The organism is Streptomyces finlayi (genome assembly GCF_014216315.1).
GTDB lineage: Bacteria > Actinomycetota > Actinomycetes > Streptomycetales > Streptomycetaceae > Streptomyces > Streptomyces finlayi_A.
On record NZ_CP045702.1, the window covers coordinates 2865407 to 2881490 of the forward strand.

General features: G+C 65.9%; 13 protein-coding genes. 3 read left to right on the forward strand and 10 right to left on the reverse strand.

Annotation, left to right across the window (positions count from 1 at the left end; translation table 11 throughout):
• Nucleotides 1-72: 72 nt before the first annotated feature.
• Together F0344_RS13045 and F0344_RS13050 are read left to right on the forward strand one after the other, a co-directional pair.
• Nucleotides 73-1233 (forward strand): IS4 family transposase, encoded by a 1161-nt coding sequence (locus tag F0344_RS13045; protein ID WP_185297178.1) that lies wholly within the window; start codon nt 73-75, stop codon nt 1231-1233.
• A 199-nt stretch (nt 1234-1432) separates the two neighbouring features.
• Nucleotides 1433-2878 (forward strand): recombinase family protein, encoded by a 1446-nt coding sequence (locus F0344_RS13050; protein ID WP_185298954.1) that lies wholly within the window; start codon nt 1433-1435, stop codon nt 2876-2878.
• Nucleotides 2879-4670: 1792 nt separating this feature from the next.
• Here the strand turns inward: F0344_RS13050 and F0344_RS13055 are convergent.
• The 8 genes from F0344_RS13055 to F0344_RS13085 all read right to left on the reverse strand — a co-directional run bounded on the left by F0344_RS13055 (nt 4671) and on the right by F0344_RS13085 (nt 12029).
• A complete protein-coding gene (locus F0344_RS13055; RefSeq protein ID WP_185298955.1) occupies nt 4671-5189 on the reverse strand; it encodes a hypothetical protein in 519 nt (172 codons plus the stop codon).
• 732 nt (nt 5190-5921) lie between these two features.
• Nucleotides 5922-6926 (reverse strand): IS3 family transposase, encoded by a 1005-nt coding sequence (locus tag F0344_RS13060; protein ID WP_185298956.1) that lies wholly within the window; start codon nt 6924-6926, stop codon nt 5922-5924.
• A 20-nt stretch (nt 6927-6946) separates the two neighbouring features.
• Nucleotides 6947-7330: a transposase gene (locus tag F0344_RS13065; protein WP_185298957.1), complete on the reverse strand. Its 384-nt coding sequence runs from the start codon at nt 7328-7330 to the stop codon at nt 6947-6949.
• Nucleotides 7331-7739: 409 nt separating this feature from the next.
• A complete protein-coding gene (locus F0344_RS13070; RefSeq protein WP_258050260.1) occupies nt 7740-8570 on the reverse strand; it encodes a helix-turn-helix domain-containing protein in 831 nt (276 codons plus the stop codon).
• Nucleotides 8567-9094 (reverse strand): DUF6879 family protein, encoded by a 528-nt coding sequence (locus F0344_RS13075; protein WP_185298959.1) that lies wholly within the window; start codon nt 9092-9094, stop codon nt 8567-8569. Before F0344_RS13075 ends, F0344_RS13070 begins: the two co-directional genes overlap by 4 nt.
• On the reverse strand, nt 9078-9269 hold the full coding sequence (locus F0344_RS35730; protein WP_258049918.1) for a hypothetical protein: 192 nt from the start codon (nt 9267-9269) through the stop codon (nt 9078-9080). Before F0344_RS35730 ends, F0344_RS13075 begins: the two co-directional genes overlap by 17 nt.
• A 367-nt stretch (nt 9270-9636) precedes the next feature.
• Nucleotides 9637-10293: a leucine efflux protein LeuE gene (gene leuE / locus F0344_RS13080; protein ID WP_185298960.1), complete on the reverse strand. Its 657-nt coding sequence runs from the start codon at nt 10291-10293 to the stop codon at nt 9637-9639.
• A gap of 146 nt (nt 10294-10439) precedes the next feature.
• Nucleotides 10440-12029, reverse strand: a complete 1590-nt coding sequence (locus F0344_RS13085; protein ID WP_185298961.1) for an acyl-CoA mutase large subunit family protein — start codon at nt 12027-12029, stop codon at nt 10440-10442.
• 397 nt (nt 12030-12426) lie between these two features.
• Here F0344_RS13085 and F0344_RS13090 point away from each other — a divergent pair, with 397 nt between their 5' ends.
• Nucleotides 12427-13356 carry a L,D-transpeptidase family protein gene (locus tag F0344_RS13090; protein WP_185302660.1) on the forward strand — a complete coding sequence of 310 codons (930 nt, stop codon included), beginning with the start codon at nt 12427-12429 and terminating at the stop codon, nt 13354-13356.
• A 279-nt stretch (nt 13357-13635) separates the two neighbouring features.
• Here the strand turns inward: F0344_RS13090 and F0344_RS13095 are convergent, their stop codons facing one another.
• Both F0344_RS13095 and F0344_RS13100 read right to left on the reverse strand, forming a co-directional pair.
• On the reverse strand, nt 13636-14880 hold the full coding sequence (locus F0344_RS13095; protein WP_185298962.1) for a hypothetical protein: 1245 nt from the start codon (nt 14878-14880) through the stop codon (nt 13636-13638).
• Nucleotides 14880-15644 (reverse strand): RNA polymerase sigma factor, encoded by a 765-nt coding sequence (locus F0344_RS13100; RefSeq protein ID WP_185302661.1) that lies wholly within the window; start codon nt 15642-15644, stop codon nt 14880-14882. The genes F0344_RS13095 and F0344_RS13100 overlap by 1 nt, the downstream gene beginning before the upstream one ends.
• Nucleotides 15645-16084: the final 440 nt, after the last annotated feature.

Sequence of the window (16084 nt, forward strand, 5' to 3'; positions counted from 1 at the left end):
GTCGATCCTCACGGAGGACACCACCAGCCCCAATGGTCCTGAGTTAGCTGCCCGGGGTGCGATGATCTTGGGGTGGAGCGGATTGAGGGTGTGGCCGCGGGGCGGCTGACGGATGACGTGTCGATCGGGTTGCTGGCGGCGGTGTTCCCGGAGGAGGCCGTGCGGGCGGCGATCGATGAGGCGGGGGCGCGTGAGGAGCGAACGCGGTCGTTGCCGGCGAAGTTGATGATGTATTTGTCGCTGGCGTTGTGGTTGGAGCCGGGCAAGGGGTACGTGCGCACCCTGCGGGGCCTGCTGGAGGGGCTGCGGTGGTCGCGGGGCGGCTGGGGCGAATACCGGGTGCCCAGTGACGGGGCGATCTCGCTGGCCCGTTACCGGTTGGGTGAGGCGCCGTTGCGGAACCTGTTCGACGAGGTCGCAGCCCCGGTGGCCGATGAGCGCACCCCGGAGGCGTTCTGGCGGGGGCTGCGGTTGATGGCGGTGGACGGCACGGTCTTCGATGTGCCCTCGGGGAAGCGGAACGAGGCGGCGTTCGCGGTTCCGGCCGGTGGAAGCCGGCCGCAGGTCCGCCTGGTGGCGCTGGCCGAGTGCGGCACGCTGGCCCTGACCGGGGCGGCCTTCGACTCCATCGCGGTCGGTGAACGCACCCTGTTCACCCGCCTGTTGGACCGGTTGGCGCCCGGCATGCTGCTGCTGGCCGACCGCGGCTTCCCCTCGTTCGGCCTGTACCGGGCTGCCGCCGCGACGGGCGCACAACTGCTGTGGCGCGTCTCGGCTTCCTTCACCCTGCCCGTCAAGAAACGGCTGGCCGACGGCACGTACCTGTCCGAACTGCGCGGCGAGCGGAAGTCGCAGCGGGTCACGGTACGAGTCATCGAGTACTCCGTCGCCGACGACGGCGGAATCAGCGAGGTCTTCTGCCTCATCACCACCCTGCTGGACCCTGAGCACGCGCCCGCTTTGGAGCTGGCCCGCAACTACGCCGAACGCTGGTCGGTGGAAGTGCTCTTCAAACTGCTCAAGGTCGACCTGCGGCAAAGTGGCGGCATCCTGCGCTCGGGCAAACCCGAGGGAGTACGACAAGAACTGTGGGCGCTACTCTGCGTCTACCAGGCCCTGCGCACCCTGATCGCCAGGGCCGCCGTGATCGCGGGCATCGACCCCGCCCGCATCAGCTTCCCGCCCGTCCTGGACGCCGTCAAAAGCTCCCTCAGGACGGCTTTTTCCCCCTGACCAGCTCGCGAAGGCCCTGCACTTCCTCATAGCCGACCTCCCCGGCATGCACATCCGAGACCGCCCCACCCGCACCACGCCCCGCACCACGAAACGCCCCCATCTCAGCTACCAAACCCGCAGCTCAACCGACCCCGGAACCCGGCGCGTCACCCGCACCATCGTGCTCCACACACTGACACCCGACCCGATCTAACTCATGGCCATTGCCACCAGCCCAGCGCGGCAGGAACTTGACCTTCGTCGCCATGCCATCCGAGAGGGCGTCAGGGTTGTCGGCGTGGCCAGGGACCTCGGAGTGTCTGCAACCAAAAAAGCACCTTGGGAGCGCAAGGAACTCGGGGACTGGCTCAACAACCGCATACCAGAATTTGACATTATCCTGTTCTGGAAGCTGGACCGATTCATCAGGCGTATCTCTGACCTGCACGAAGTCATCAAGTGGTGTGAGAAGTTTGGGAAAAACCTCATTTCTCTCAATGACACGCTGGACCTGTCATCTCCCATGGCTCAAGCAATGGTGACATTCGTCGCGGCAGTTGCAGAGATCGAAGCCGCCAACACAAAAACCCGTGTTTCATCCCACTGGGAATACACCAAGCAGCAAGATCAATGGCGTATCGGTAAGCCGTCATATGGCTACAAGACTGGCAGGGTGGGCGGGAAACTCCGCCTAGTACAAGACCCTAAGCAAGCGCGAGCAGTGCGCTATATGTACCACGCTGCAATGCGCGGGGTTCCGGCAAACCGAATCGCTAAGGTTCTAGACAGGGCTAAGGTTGCAACCTACAGCAACGGGAAGTGGAACAATCAGCAGATTCTCAGGACCCTTAGGAATCCCGCCGTTAAGGGGATTCGCACTGAGGGAGGAACGAAAGCGGCCACCTACAAATCTACGCCGGTGCTAGACAAGAAAGGCCAGGAAATCAGGGTCACGGATCAACCGATCCTTACTGATGAAGAGTTCGAGAACGTACAAGCAGCGCTTTCCCTTCGCTCCAAGAACAAGCGCCACCATGAGAAGAACCGCCGCCCCACCAGGTTCCTCGGCGTCATGAAGCACCAGTGCGGTAGAAACGTCAACGAATCGAACAGCTACAGAACGCTTTCTACCGGCGAAGTGAAAGAGTATCGGTACCTGCGATGCCCCGAGTGCCGGAGGCCAGGATTCGTGACACCGGACCCTGAGCATGTGTATTCGGCTCTGTCGCAAGCCGTCTTTCAGGCCCTGGGGGATTTCGAGGTGATCCGCCGCGAGTACGCCCGAGGCGACGAGAATAGGCGCGAGCGGAAGCGACTGGAAGAGTCCATCGCCTACTACATGTCCGGGCTGGAGCCTGGGGGGAGGTTCGATAAGTCCGGGTTCATTCGAGAGAAGGCAGAGGGCACGCTAGATGCTCTCATGAACGACTTGATGAAGATCGACCCGGATTCTACGAAAGACAGGTGGGTCTACGAAAGCACCGGCATGACCTACAGCCAACACTGGAAGACCGGCGGCGTAGAGGCAATGGAAAAAGATCTATTGAGCGCCGGAATAACTTTCGAACTTGGAAAACAGGACGATGGGGAACTGTTGGGTAAATTGACCATTCCGCATGACGTCAAAAAGCGACTGATCAAAATGGGCAACAACTGGAGTTAGCGATACCAGCACACTCAGCCAAACAGAAATGCCCTCTCCGGAAGGAGGGGGCATTTCTGTTTTCAACTCTCGGAGGGGTAAACGACATCGGCAACGACTCTCCGGTTACCGTCCTGATCCTGGATAACGGTTACAACACGCATATGCCCCCTGCCAGCGCCGAGACCATGCGCCGGGCGCCAGTACCTAAGGAACCTTGCATCGCCACTCCCTGGCGAAGTCAAAGAGAACCGTTTAAACGCCTTTCCTTGCTTCCGCCACCCCGGCCGCGTTAAAACCCAATTGCTAGATCCCACTCAGCGCTCCCCGCCAATACGGGAGCGCTGAGCCAGCACATTTCGGAGGGGGAACCTGTTAGTGAACTTCCTGCACCAGTACGCGGACGCCATAGAGGCGCGTAGGGCGAAGCTCCGTAAGCGCGGGTACGCCCTCGCTGCCGAGACGGCTCCCCCTGACGGTCAGGCGGCCCGCTGGTACGCCGAGGCGGCCCTATGGGTGCCGCGCAGTGGTCAGGCCGTAGCGAGGCAGCTAGCGCGCCTATGCGGCGACCAGGCCGAGGTGACCATCCCGTGGCGCTCGCTTGCCGATGCTGTCGGCGTACGCGACCGGGCGGGGAATCTGCGCCGCTATACCGAGCGCGGCGTTATGGCCCTAACCGACGCCGGATGGCTGGAGGTTGTGACCGTGGGCAGTAAGCGCGGAGCAAGGACGACGTTCCGACTCCTGCCGGGCGTACGCCCGCCAGGGACGCCTAGGCGGTCCGACGATGGCGCCAGGCTGGCCGAGGCGGCCTGAACGGGCCCTCGGCGACTTATGGCCTTAGTAAGGCCCCCTCAGGGGCCCCTAGCTGCTCCGCTCCGCTCCGCAGCCATGCCCTGGCCGATCGAGGCCAGGAGTAGTTACTCCCTTAAGCCGCAGCGCCCCATACGGGCGCTGCTCTGTCGAAGCTCACTTCCGTTCACTTCATGCCCTGGCCGAGTAACGGCGGCCAGGTAGCACAAGCAGCATTGCAACGCCCTGGCGGTCGAGCCAGGGCGGCTTAGCATCAGTAGTAGAACCTTGCTCGCTCCGGCTCTTACGGCCGGAGCCTTCTTAGTCAGCCGTGACCGAGGCCTATAGAGCCGAGGGGCGACTGATTACATAGGAGGCCAGGCCGCTTTCTCGCGGCCTTCTCTCCACTCCCTGCTATTCGAGGCCGGCGGCAGCCACCCACGAAATTTCAACCAACCTAGGCAGCAGAGCGGCCCACGAAGGCCACTGTCAGCCCGTTAGGCCCGCGAGGGGCCCTGCTCTTTCATTTCGGCGGCTACGGCGCCGCTCAGAGCCGTTCAACTGGCTAGAGAGGGGAGGTCCAAGCTTTACGGACGTCCTTTCCCCACATGCGGACCCATCCCGCAAGTGGGAGAATAGTGGCAGGTAAACGGTAAGGGGGTTCAATATGAATGACACCCCGGAAGAATACGAAGAAAACGCAGGCCACTTCGGCTCAGGTCGTAAAGGCCGCTGCCAGCTAGGTCGGCTGCGCTTATGCCCCCGCCCCCAAAAGGGGTGCGGGGGCCTTTTTGTGTCTCCGGAGGCAACATGAAGAAGCCCGCCCCTTTGCCACAGGGGGAGCGACAAGCGGACGGGCCTCGAAAGGGAAAGACGGCCTCGGCCGCGCCCTCGACATGTGCGTGTGCGACGCAAAAGAGCCGATCCTCGTCAAGGTCGGCCCCACCTTTCGAGGGGCGATCATGCACTTAGATCAAGAGATGCACGGGCAGAAGATGGCTCGGAGGGTCTGTGGTGATTCTTAGAATCCGTCACACCCGAGGCTTGCATGCAAGGTCAGGATATAGGCGGCTAGGTCATACCTGTCAAGCGATGCGGCGGTAGCCGAAGCGACAATTAGGAGGTGGCACACATTTGATGGAGTGAGGTCACCCGGTTGCCAGTTGCCCCCTTGCAGGCTCTTGATCTTATCCGTCAAAACCTCAGCTTCCCGGTGACGGTCTTCAACGAGCGCCCCAACGGATGACGGCAATTGTTCGATTGGATTCACTCGCTCCAGTGAGATACGGCTGATCGTTCGCAGGGCAACTTCTGTCCGAGTGGCGACAAAATCTTGAACGGGCTTCACTACTTCACCATCGGAGAGGTGGAGCCACGGGTCCAGGATCTCAGAGTTGGCGAACTGGGCAAGCTCCCCGATTTCTTCCCCGGTCAAGTCCTCACGACTCAGCGAATCTGTCCAAAACTGATCCGCGTTGATCAGCCTTACCGTTCTGAGCGCGTAGTCCAGAGCGGACCACTTCTCAATAATTCCCGGCATTGCATGTCCTCCGCCGTCGTTACATCCTGTCCGTGACAGTCAAGGCCCTCGCCCCGCCTTCCGCACGCGGAGTGCTTCCCTGGGGTGAAGATCAAGATGCAGCTCGCCGACCTGATCGGTCGGGAGCTCGATCGTTCCCGGCGTCAGCCGTCTGCGGCGTTCAAATACTCGATCGCGATGAGCCACCCGCAGAGGGGCCCCACGGCGTCCGTGCTCACTGTCCATCCGTTCCATAGCTTGCGGCTCACCACTCGAAGCCGTCGAGCTTTCCGGCCGCGCACTCGGGACACCGGACCTTCTTCCGGCCTTCGCACGTCGAGCAGCCCTTGAAGCCAGCACAATCGGGGCACCACACGGTGCGGTGGCCAAAGCACGCCCCACAGATGGTGGCGTTATCAATCAACCACTCGACGATGGAGGGGAGTTGACCAGAGTCGCCATAGCCCGTACGGCCGCCCCTGCGGCCCTTCCTGCGCTCCTTGGCCGCTGTCTTGGGCCTCTCTGGGGCAGTAGTCACCCCTGGCCCTTGTGCGGGTGGTTCCGGACTTCACGGGCTGCCTCGAAGCGAGCGCGCGCGTCGCCAGCCTTCTTCGCCTTCTCGATCCACCTGACCGCGTCAGCGCACTTCGCGCACCCCTTGACCGGATGGGCTTCATACAGCCAGTCATCGAGCGGCCCGAGGACGACCGGGGGTTCCCGGAAGATTTCAAGTCCAGTGAGACGGTCGTATCGCTATGGGGTTTGTGGTGCGGGTTCGCGGCGCTTGGCCGGGTCGTTGATCCAGGCCGTCTGGGGTATCTCGGGTGGTCGGGGGCGGCGGCCGAAGCGTTCGGGGTGGCGGGCGTATGCCTCGGCGAGGGTGACCGCGCGCTGGTCGCGGACTTCCTCGGCGGTCCCGAAGTGGACGGAGGCGGGTGTGTGCCAGCCGATGCCGGAATGCCGGTGCTCGTGGTTGTAGTACGCGATGAAGGCGTCGAACCACTCGCGGGCGTGGGTCAGCGAGTCGAACCGTTCGGGATAGTCCGACATGTACTTCGTGGTCTTGAACTGGGCCTCGCTGTAGGGGTTGTCGTTGGAGACCTTCGGCCTCGAGTGCGACCGCGTCACACCCAGGTCGATCAGCAGCTGGGAGACCTTCTTGCTCGTCATCGAGGTGCCGCGGTCCGCGTGCACCGTCTCGGGCACGATGCCGTTGCGGGTGATCGTCTCGCGGATCAGCTCCTCGGCACGCACCGCGGATTCGGCCCGCTCGACGGTGTGGCCGACGATGTACCGGCTGAAGATGTCGATGATCACGTACGCGTGATACCAGACGCCCTTGAGCGGTCCGGCCGCCTTGGTGATGTCCCAGGTGAACACCTGCGACGGCGCGGTGGCGACCAGCTCGGGCACCGCCTTGGCGGGATGGGTGGCCTGCCGCCGGCGCTCGCCGGACTGCCCCCGCTCGCGCAGGATCCGGTACATCGTCGAGACCGAGCAGTGATAGCGCCCCGCGTCCAGCTCACGCGCCCAGATCTGCGCGGGCGCAAGCTCGGCGTACTCCTCGCTGTTCATCAACTCCACTACGGCCGCACGCTCTTCGGCTGTCAGGGCCGACGGCTGCACCTGCGGGACACGTGCTCTGCGCGGTGGTACCGGCCGCAGCCGGCGGTAGTGGGTGGCCCGAGAGCGCCCGGTCAGCCGACAGGCCGCCGTGATGCCCAGCTGAGCCTCGACGCCGGTGAACGCCTCGTCCACGACAGGGCCGGCGGCAGGATTCAGTCCGCGCTCTCGGAGATCATTTCCAAGAGCGCGGAAGCTTTTCCCATCACCTCGAGTGCGGCCTTGTTCCGGGCCAGGTCCTTCTGCAGCCGCTCCACCTGCTGCCGCAGCTTCTCGTTCTCCACCTCCGTGGCGGACTTCTTCACACGGGCCGGGCCGGTCCGGCGGTCGACCAGGTTTTCCAGGGCACCGGCATCCCGCGCGGCCCGCCATTCCTTGACGTGCGAGTGGTAGAGCCGTTCGCGGCGCAGGACCGCACCCTTCTCGTTCCTGGGCGCGCCGTCGTACTCGGCGACGATCCGCAGTTTGTACTCCGGACTGAACGAACGGCGCTTCGGCCTGGGAGCCGGGTCGGATCCGGCGGGCTTGGTGCTGGTCATGAGGCGTGGTTCTCCTGTCGTGCCCTCTCAGGCTAACCCGCCGAAGCGGAACGTCTCACCCAAGGCTGACAGAGAGGGTCCTGGTACGTGCGACGTTCGGTCACACTGCCACCCCCCACACGGCCGTGGGCGGGAGTCTGCGGCCCTTTCCCACGAAGTAGTGGGGGTGATTGCTGATCTCCCGATTCACGCCCGCCTCAGCCTGAGCCACGCCCGCTTCCCGGGCCATCTCACGGGAAATAGCGAGCGCAGCACAGGTCATGCATCCTTCGACGGGGTGAAGGTCGACAGGAGGCAGCGGCGGGGAATCAGTCGGTGACGTGGTTGCCTTTGCACCGATCACTGTTAGGGCCTCCCCGGCTTGGCTTCCCGATGAGAAGCCATGGTCTACCGGGGATCGGGGCAGCCTCTAGTCAGTTTCCTGTTCGCGCAAAAGCTCGTCACGAATCCCTTCGACCAGCGATCGCATGTGGTCTCCGGAAACGGCGATCTTGTTAAATCGTTCGAACTTGGATACGTACAGGGCAACGTCCCTGGGGTCGGTTACCACGGTTTCAGCATGGATCATTTCGACCGTGACTGTCCGGTCATCCTTGATGGAGAACGAATGTCCTGGAAAATCGAGTTGTCGGGCCGACAGTGCAACGATTCGCACATCCACATTGGGTAGCCGAGAGACAGAAATCAACCGATCCAACTGTCCCACCATCACCAGGGGCGGAACAATGCGCCACCGGAGGACCGATTCCGTGATGATGAAGCGGAAGGACTTACCTTCCGAGTACAGGACACTTTGTCGCGCCAGCCTCGCACCGATGGTTCGCTCTAGCTGGTCCTCTGTCAGGTTCCTTCGGGCGAAAACTGCCCGCACGTATTCGGGGGTCTGGAGTAGGCCGGGAATGAGCGAGGGCTGGAACAGTCGCAGCAGTGTTGTTTGCGATTCGAGGGCCTGCACCTGCTGCTGTTTACGGCTGTAGCCCAGGCGGCGAATCAGCCGCCAAGCCGTGACTTCCGTGGCTGCTTCCCTGGCCGCCGCCATGTACTCAGCCTTGACCTCATCCGAAACGCCTATGGCCGTGAGGATGCAGTCAACGTCTGTAACGCTCGGAGCTGTGTTCCCGTTCTCAATCTTGGAGAGCTTGGATCGAGACATAGCAGCGCCACGGGCTACCGCTTTCGCTTCCAGTCCGGAAGTCTCTCGCAGCTCCCGCAGCGCTGACCCGAGGCTAGATCTGTTCACTCGCCGTACTTCGCCCACCATTCAGTGAACGGCACAGCCTGAGCCATAGCCGTGTCCCTGTACGCCAGGAACGTTGACAGGTGGTCTTCTTCAAGGAAATCGACACCCAGATACTTGCCCTCGGAGTCGTAGTTCATGGCTCCGATGACCTTTTCCCCGAACAGCCAAAAATCCGGCGCGCCCGGGATCGGGTTTTCCTCGTTGGTCGTATCCAGGATGAAGAACTCTTCCCCAGCCGCCATGTTGCGACGGTATCCCCAAGAGAGTTCGAACCTCAGGTAGTCGGTCAGCGGGCGGGCGAGGACGTGTACGCGATAGATCCGCTTTCCCGCCTGGACTGCGTTACCGACCGTCGTCACCCATCCAGCCATCTTGAATTCCTCCGACTGGGGTTCGCCGGCCAGGAATGCACGATAGGCGTCCACGCCACCGGATTTGCTGTAATCGTCCAGCGTTTCCAATCGAAAGGCTTCCCGATCGAAGTCTTTGAACCAGTCCCCCAGTGTCTTAGATGAGGTTGTCACGAATGGCCTTTCGGATGAGCTCGATGGGGATTTCCACCATGGTTTCGTGAGCTGGAATCTGCTTCCCGTGGTCAGACACGCGGTCCCCCTGAACTACCAGCGTTCCCCGGTCAGTGGAAAACAAGGTTGGGCACTCCCCCTCATCACAAGTGCTCACCAGTCGTGTCAGCTTCACGGCCTGCCCCCTCGTCGTCGGGTGTTGGGCCCGATGCTTCCGGGCGCACTCCAGAGGGGCAAGGGGTTCGAGTTTCCGGAACTGGAAACCGGCCCGGAGGAGGCTGAGCCGGACCCGCTTCACTGCTTCAACGGGCCGCATCTGAAGGGCTCTCGGGGCTACTCACGGCCTTCACTGTGAGTGGCTGCCGCTTCCGCCTGCCCGGGGTGCTGGCAAGGGCAGAGAACGGGGTGACCTTGGGGGGGTCCTGGGGCTCCTTCGGGAGCTTCTCGGGCAGGCCGAGGGCTCGTAGTGCCTCTTGCTGCTCCTGGAGGCTCATGCGGGCGAACAGGGCCGCAGTGTCGTCAAGGTGAGACATGCCAACCCCCTACGCGCTTGCCAGAGACAGCTTGACGGCGAACCCCAGGAAGAGCACCCCGGCGGCCGAGGTGGCCCCTGCGCTGAGCGTCCTCCGACGACGGAACACAGCAGCCAGACGAGACCCGCCGAAGATGAGCGCAGACAGGTACAACACGCTTGCCATCTGGAGGAGTACGCCTAGAGTCACGAACCCCGCGACCGGGTTGGACTCTGAAACGAACTGCACGAAGAACGAGATCAGGAACAGGATCGCCTTCGGGTTGAGAAGGCTGACGACCAGGGCACGGCGGTAGGGCCGCTCCACCGAGGCCGCCACCGGCGCGTCCGGATCCGCCGTCAGCTCCTCCACCCGTCGGTGCCGCTCCCGCCACATGGAGACGGCGGCCCTCAGCATCCCGATGGCCAGCCAGGTCAGATAGCCCGCACCCGCGTACTTCACGACGGCGAACAGCACCGGGGTCGTCTGGAGCAGGGAGGCGGCACCCAGCGCCGACAGGGTCATCAGCACGGCATCGCCGGTCCAGACCCCGGCCGCGGCCACATAACCGGTCCGTACGCCACGGCGGGCGGCGACGGACAGCACGTACAGCGAATTCGGCCCCGGCAGAAGAATGATCAGCAACAGGCCGGCGAGATAGGTCGGAAGATCGGTGACACCCAGCATGAACGGAGTGTCGCACGGGGGTACGACACCGCGTCCAGGGGTTTCAGCGGGTGTTCGGCGTCTCGGTCGCCGCCGCCGGGAACCCCTCGGGAGGCGCCCCTCGCGCGGCAGCCCGTCTCAAGGCAACCCGGCTCAAGGCAACCCGTTCAGAACGCGTCCGTGGGGACGTACGTCCCCCAGACCTCCCGCAGCGCGTTGCAGACCTCGCCCACCGTCGCCCGCGCCTTCAACGCGTCCTTCATCGGGTAGAGGACGTTGGCTGTGCCCGCGTCGCTCTCCGCCGCCTTCTTCAGTTCCGCCAGCGCCGCGTCCACCGCGCCCTGGTCGCGTTCGGCGCGCAGCTTCGCCAGGCGGGCCGCCTGCTGGGCCTCGATCGCCGGGTCCACGCGCAGTGGCTCGTACGGTTCCTCCTCGTCGAGCTGGAAGCGGTTGACGCCGACGACCACGCGCTCCGCGCTGTCCGTCTCCAGCGCGACCCGGTAGGCGCTGCGCTCGATCTCGTTCTTCTGGAAGCCGCGCTCGATCGCGTTGACGGCACCGCCCATGTCCTCGACCCTGCGCATCAGGTCCAACGCCGCGGATTCGACGTCATCGGTCATCTTCTCGACGACATACGAACCGGCGAACGGGTCCACGGTGGCGGTGACGTCCGTCTCGTACGCCAGGACCTGCTGCGTACGCAGGGCGAGGCGGGCGGACTTGTCGGTCGGGAGGGCGATCGCCTCGTCGAAGGAGTTGGTGTGCAGCGACTGGGTGCCACCGAGGACAGCGGCCAGGCCCTGCACGGCGACGCGCACCAGGTTGACCTCGGGCTGCTGGGCGGTGAGCTGGACGCCCGCGGTCTGGGTGTGGAAGCGCAGCATCAGCGACTTGGGGTTCTTCGCGCCGAACTCCTCCCTCATCACCTGCGCCCAGATCCGGCGGGCGGCCCGGAACTTGGCGACCTCCTCGAGGATCGTCGTCCGGGCGACGAAGAAGAAGGAGAGCCGGGGCGCGAACTCGTCGACGTCCATGCCGGCCGCGACGGCGGTACGCACGTACTCGATGCCGTCGGCCAGGGTGAACGCGATCTCCTGCGCGGGCGAGGCACCGGCCTCCGCCATGTGGTAGCCGGAGATGGAGATCGTGTTCCACTTCGGGATCTCGGCCCGGCAGTACTTGAAGATGTCGGCGATCAGCCGCAGGGAAGGCTTCGGCGGGAAGATGTAGGTGCCCCGGGCGATGTACTCCTTCAGCACGTCGTTCTGGATCGTGCCGGTGAGCCGGTCCGCCGGGACTCCCTGCTCCTCCGCGACCAGCTGGTACATCAGGAGCATCAGCGCGGCGGGGGCGTTGATCGTCATCGACGTCGACACCTCGTCCAGCGGAATCCCGCCGAACAGCACCCGCATGTCATCGATCGAGTCGATCGCGACGCCGACCTTGCCGACCTCTCCGGACGCCAGGGGCGCGTCGGAGTCGTGCCCCATCTGCGTGGGCAGGTCGAAGGCGACGGACAGACCCATCGTGCCGTTGGCGATGAGCTGCTTGTAGCGGGCGTTCGACTCGGTGGCCGTGCCGAAGCCCGCGTACTGCCGCATGGTCCACGGCCGGCCGGTGTACATGCTGGGGTAGACACCACGAGTGAAGGGGTAGGCTCCCGGCGCGCCCAGCTTCTGGGCCGGGTCCCAGCCGTCGAGGGCCTCCGGTCCGTAGACCGGCTCGATGGGCAGTCCCGACTCGGACTCACGTGTCATGTGCGGTGCCTCCCGTGCATACCGGCCAGCGATATCGAGGTTCGCGAGGGACTTTAGCGGCGGCCTGCCGGGCTGCGGAGGGCCACCGGCTGGGGCCTTGCTCACAGGACCGGCCACGGGGGCCGGACCGACGCTTTCCATCATGCGCAGGATTCGGCAACCGGGCAGGGCGGGAATCCGTCCAAGGAGACACCTGAGCAGTACCGGAGCAGTACCGGAGCAGTACCGGAGCAGTACCGGAGCAGTGGACGAGCCCAGGGGGGCAGCGATCATGCGCACCATCGGGAACGCGAAGGGCGGCGGAGTACGCGCCACGCAGGGCGGGGCGAGCACCACGGTGTTCGCACCACGGACCACCGCCGGCCGAGCGCGTACGACCGCGACGGTCGCCGCCGGGATGCTCACCGTCACCCTCCTCGCCGCGGGCTGTGCGCCGGAGGAAGAGGGCGGGGCCCAGCGGGTGGCTCCCCCGGCGACGGACAGCCCCACCGCCGATGGGAAACCAGGGGGCGGCGCGAACCCGGGGGGCGGCGCGAACCCGGGGGGCGGCGCGAACCCGGGGGGCGGCGCGAACCCGGGGGGCGGCGCGAACCCGGGGGGCGGCGCCAGCAGCCCTGCCGCCACCCCGGCCACGATCCCGCCGGAGGCTTCTCCCTCACCGGCACCGGCCGAGAGCACCGAGGCGCCTCCGAAGCCCCGGGTCCTGATGTCGACGGGTTCTCAGGGCGCGCAAATACGGGAGCTCCAGGCCCGGCTTCGACAGATCGGTCACTTCGACCGCAGCCCCACGGGCTACTACGGGTCCGTCACCGTCACCGCCGTGCAGTCCTTCCAGGGCAAGCGGGGCCTTCCCCGCACGGGCGGGACCGACACCGTCACCTGGCAGAAGCTCCTCGGAATGACGCGGAAACCGACGGCCGCCGAACTGACCCCGCCCACAGAGCGGGTCGCGGCCGAGCCGGACAAGCGCTGTATGACGGGCCGTGTCCTGTGCATCAGCAAGAACAGCCGGACCCTGTCGTGGATGATCGACGGCCGGGTCCTGTCGTCCATGGACGTGCGGTTCGGCTCGCAGTACACGCCGACCCGCGAGGGCACGTTCTCCGTGTACTGGAAGTCCCGTCATCACGTCTCGACGCTCTACGACACCCCGATGCCGTACGCGATGTTCTTCAGTGGCGGGCAGGCGGTCCACTACTCGCCGGACTTCGCGGCCAGCGGCTACAACGGCGCTTCCCACGGCTGCGTGAACGTCCGGGAAGAGGGGAAGATCGCCTCGCTCTTCGCCCAGGTGAAGAACGGCGACAAGGTCGTCATCTACTGGTGAGCGGGAAGAGCGCGGGACGTCCGCGTGGTGAATTCCGCGTGGTGAATAAGGGGCGCGGGCGGGACCGGGGGAACGTGTCCCGCCCGCGCCAGGTGCGCTGAGCCGAAGGTACGGGGGGAACCCCGGCTCATTGCGCGGCCGATGACCAGTCGGCTCACTCAGTACTGCGCCCGGGAGCCCAAAAGTGTCACACCTGGGGTCCGGGCAGTCGCCCGGAAGGGTGAACGGGAGGGGAAACGGGAGGGGAAACGGGACGGCAGACAGGACGGGAGACAGGCCTCAGCGGGCAGAGGGCGCAGTGGTGGCGGACGCCGCCGGAGCGGACCAGGTGCCCGCGCCGGTGCCCGCGCTCACCCCGGCGGAGACATCGGGCGACGCGTCGGGGGACGGCTCGGCCGTGCGGAAGGAGACCGACGGGAGCGAGCCCGAGCCGTCCTCCCCCTGTTGGCCGCCGCCGCTGCTGCTGCCGCCGCTTCCGCTTCCGTCATCGGAGCCCGGAGCAGCATCCGGTACACCCGGATCGGGTACACCCGGATCGGGTGCGCCGGCATTGGGTGCGCCGGAATCGGGTGCGCCGGAATCGGGTGCGCCCTGTCCGGAGCCGCCGTTCCTGTCGTCCTCGCCGTCGAGGCGGGCGCAGAACCGGTCCAGGTTCTTCTCGCTCTTGGCCATTTCGACGAGCCGGCGCTTGGCTGCCCGGTCGAGCGTGCCCGCACGGTACTCCCGGCACGCCTGGACGGCCTTCTCGTACACCTCGCCGGAGCCAATTCCCGGGCCCTGGGACGCGTGGTTCCCGTCGGCCCCGCCCGGGCGGTGGGACGTACTCCCGGACCCCTCCGGATCGCTGTCACCGGCACCCGGGCCTTCGGTGGGGCCACCGACGCTGTCGCGGCTGCTGTGACCGCTTCCCGTCGAGGAGTCCTCGGACGGGCCCGGCGTACCGGGAGTCGGGTCCTTGCCGGGTGGGGTGCGGGAGGACCCCCGGTCCGACGGCAGTCCGGAGGCCAGCTCCTCCGGGGAGGCAGCGGACGACACGGAGGCCGCCGGGAGCGGTGACTCCTGGCCCCCGAACGGTCCGGGGAAGATCCCGGCACCCGAGGCCACCGCCACTCCGCCGATCGCGCAGCCCGCGAGCGAGAGCACGAGGCCGTAGCGGACGGGACGGCTCCAGCGCGGCCGACGCGCGACGGGCCGGCGACCGCCCCCGATCAGTACGGACGGAAGCCTGTCCTGCCACGCCACGGGCTGCTGCCCCGCCTTGGTCTCCAGACCCTTCGGCATAGCCCGCCGCGCACCGGCACCGCTGCGCTGCCGGGCGTGGGCCGCCTGGCGGAACGCGGCGAGCGCGGTGTTCTCACCGGGGAGTTCACCGACGGCCGACGGCAGGTTCCTGGCCGCTTCCAGTGCGGCGGTGAGCCTCAGGGCATCGCTGCGGGCGCGATCGTCGGCCGGCTCGACCGGCTCACCACGGAGCAGGTGCTCCGCCGCTTCCTTGTCGAGCCATTCGTACCGCTCGTCGGCCATCACATGTCCTTCTGCGTCCACGGACGCGAATGCGTCACACCGTGGGTGACACCTGTGGGAGCCACACCGTTGCGAGCCGGGCGCTGCGAGGGTACAGCTCCGAGCTCTCCGCCCTGCCCCGTGATGGCGCGTTCCGGATCGGTGGAGCCCGGTCCCGTACCGGCCGGGGCGGGGCCCGCCGGTCCGTCGTCCGGAAGACCGCCCTGCGGGCCCTGGTCCACGCCGACCAGCTCCGCGAGCCTCTTCAGCCCCCGGTGGGCCGCCGTGCGTACGGCGCCGGGGCGCTTGCCGAGCGTCTGCGCCGCGCTCTTCGCATCGAGTCCGACGACGACCCGGAGAACGACGGCTTCGGCCTGGTCCTGCGGCAGCTGGGCGATGAGTGCCATGGTCCGGCCGGTGGCCAGCGCCTCGATCGCCTCGCCCGCTGTGTCCGATTCAGCCGGTTTGCCCGTCAGTTCGGTTTCGTCACCACCGATGGCGGGCCGCCTGCTGCGCATCCGCAGGTGATCGAGGGAGCGGTTGCGCGCGACGCGTGCCGCCCACCCCCGGAACCGGTCGGCGTCACCGCTGAACCGGTCGAGATCCCGGGCTATCTGCAGCCAGGACTCCGACGCCACGTCCTCGGCGTCCGGGTCACCGACCAGTGTCCGTATGTAGCCCAACAGCCTCGGCTGCACAGCGCGGTACACAGCACGGAAGGCGTCCTCGTCCCCGTCCTGTGCCGCGAGCACCGCGGCAGTCAGCTCCGCGTCGTCCCCCAGCACTCCCTCAACCCGCCCTGCTGTCATGAATCGCAGCTGGTCACCACTGCTGCGCCACTCTGCGCGATTCAGCACGCTACGTGCTCGCCCGGTGCCGCGTCCATGACTTGTCCAACACGCAACAGCTTGCTGACGTCAGGCGGTGTGACAGAAAACGCATCCATGACGCTGAGATGAGTACGGGGCTGTTCTACGGCCTCGTGGAAGACGGCCGGGGCCTCTCCTGTGGGGGGTGGCGGCCCCGGTCGTCGTCCCACTCCCCTCCGTTCCGAGCAGGCACTACTCAGAGCAGGGGCCTCTGTACGACCAACCGTGGCCAACGCGTGGCCAACGCATCCGGGGCGTTCCCTCGATCCTCCCCGGACCAATGCGCTGCGCCGCCCCCGATGCGAGCTTCCGGGCCCCGTCCGCTCGGCGCTTACGCACTGGGCCATCGTGTAGCC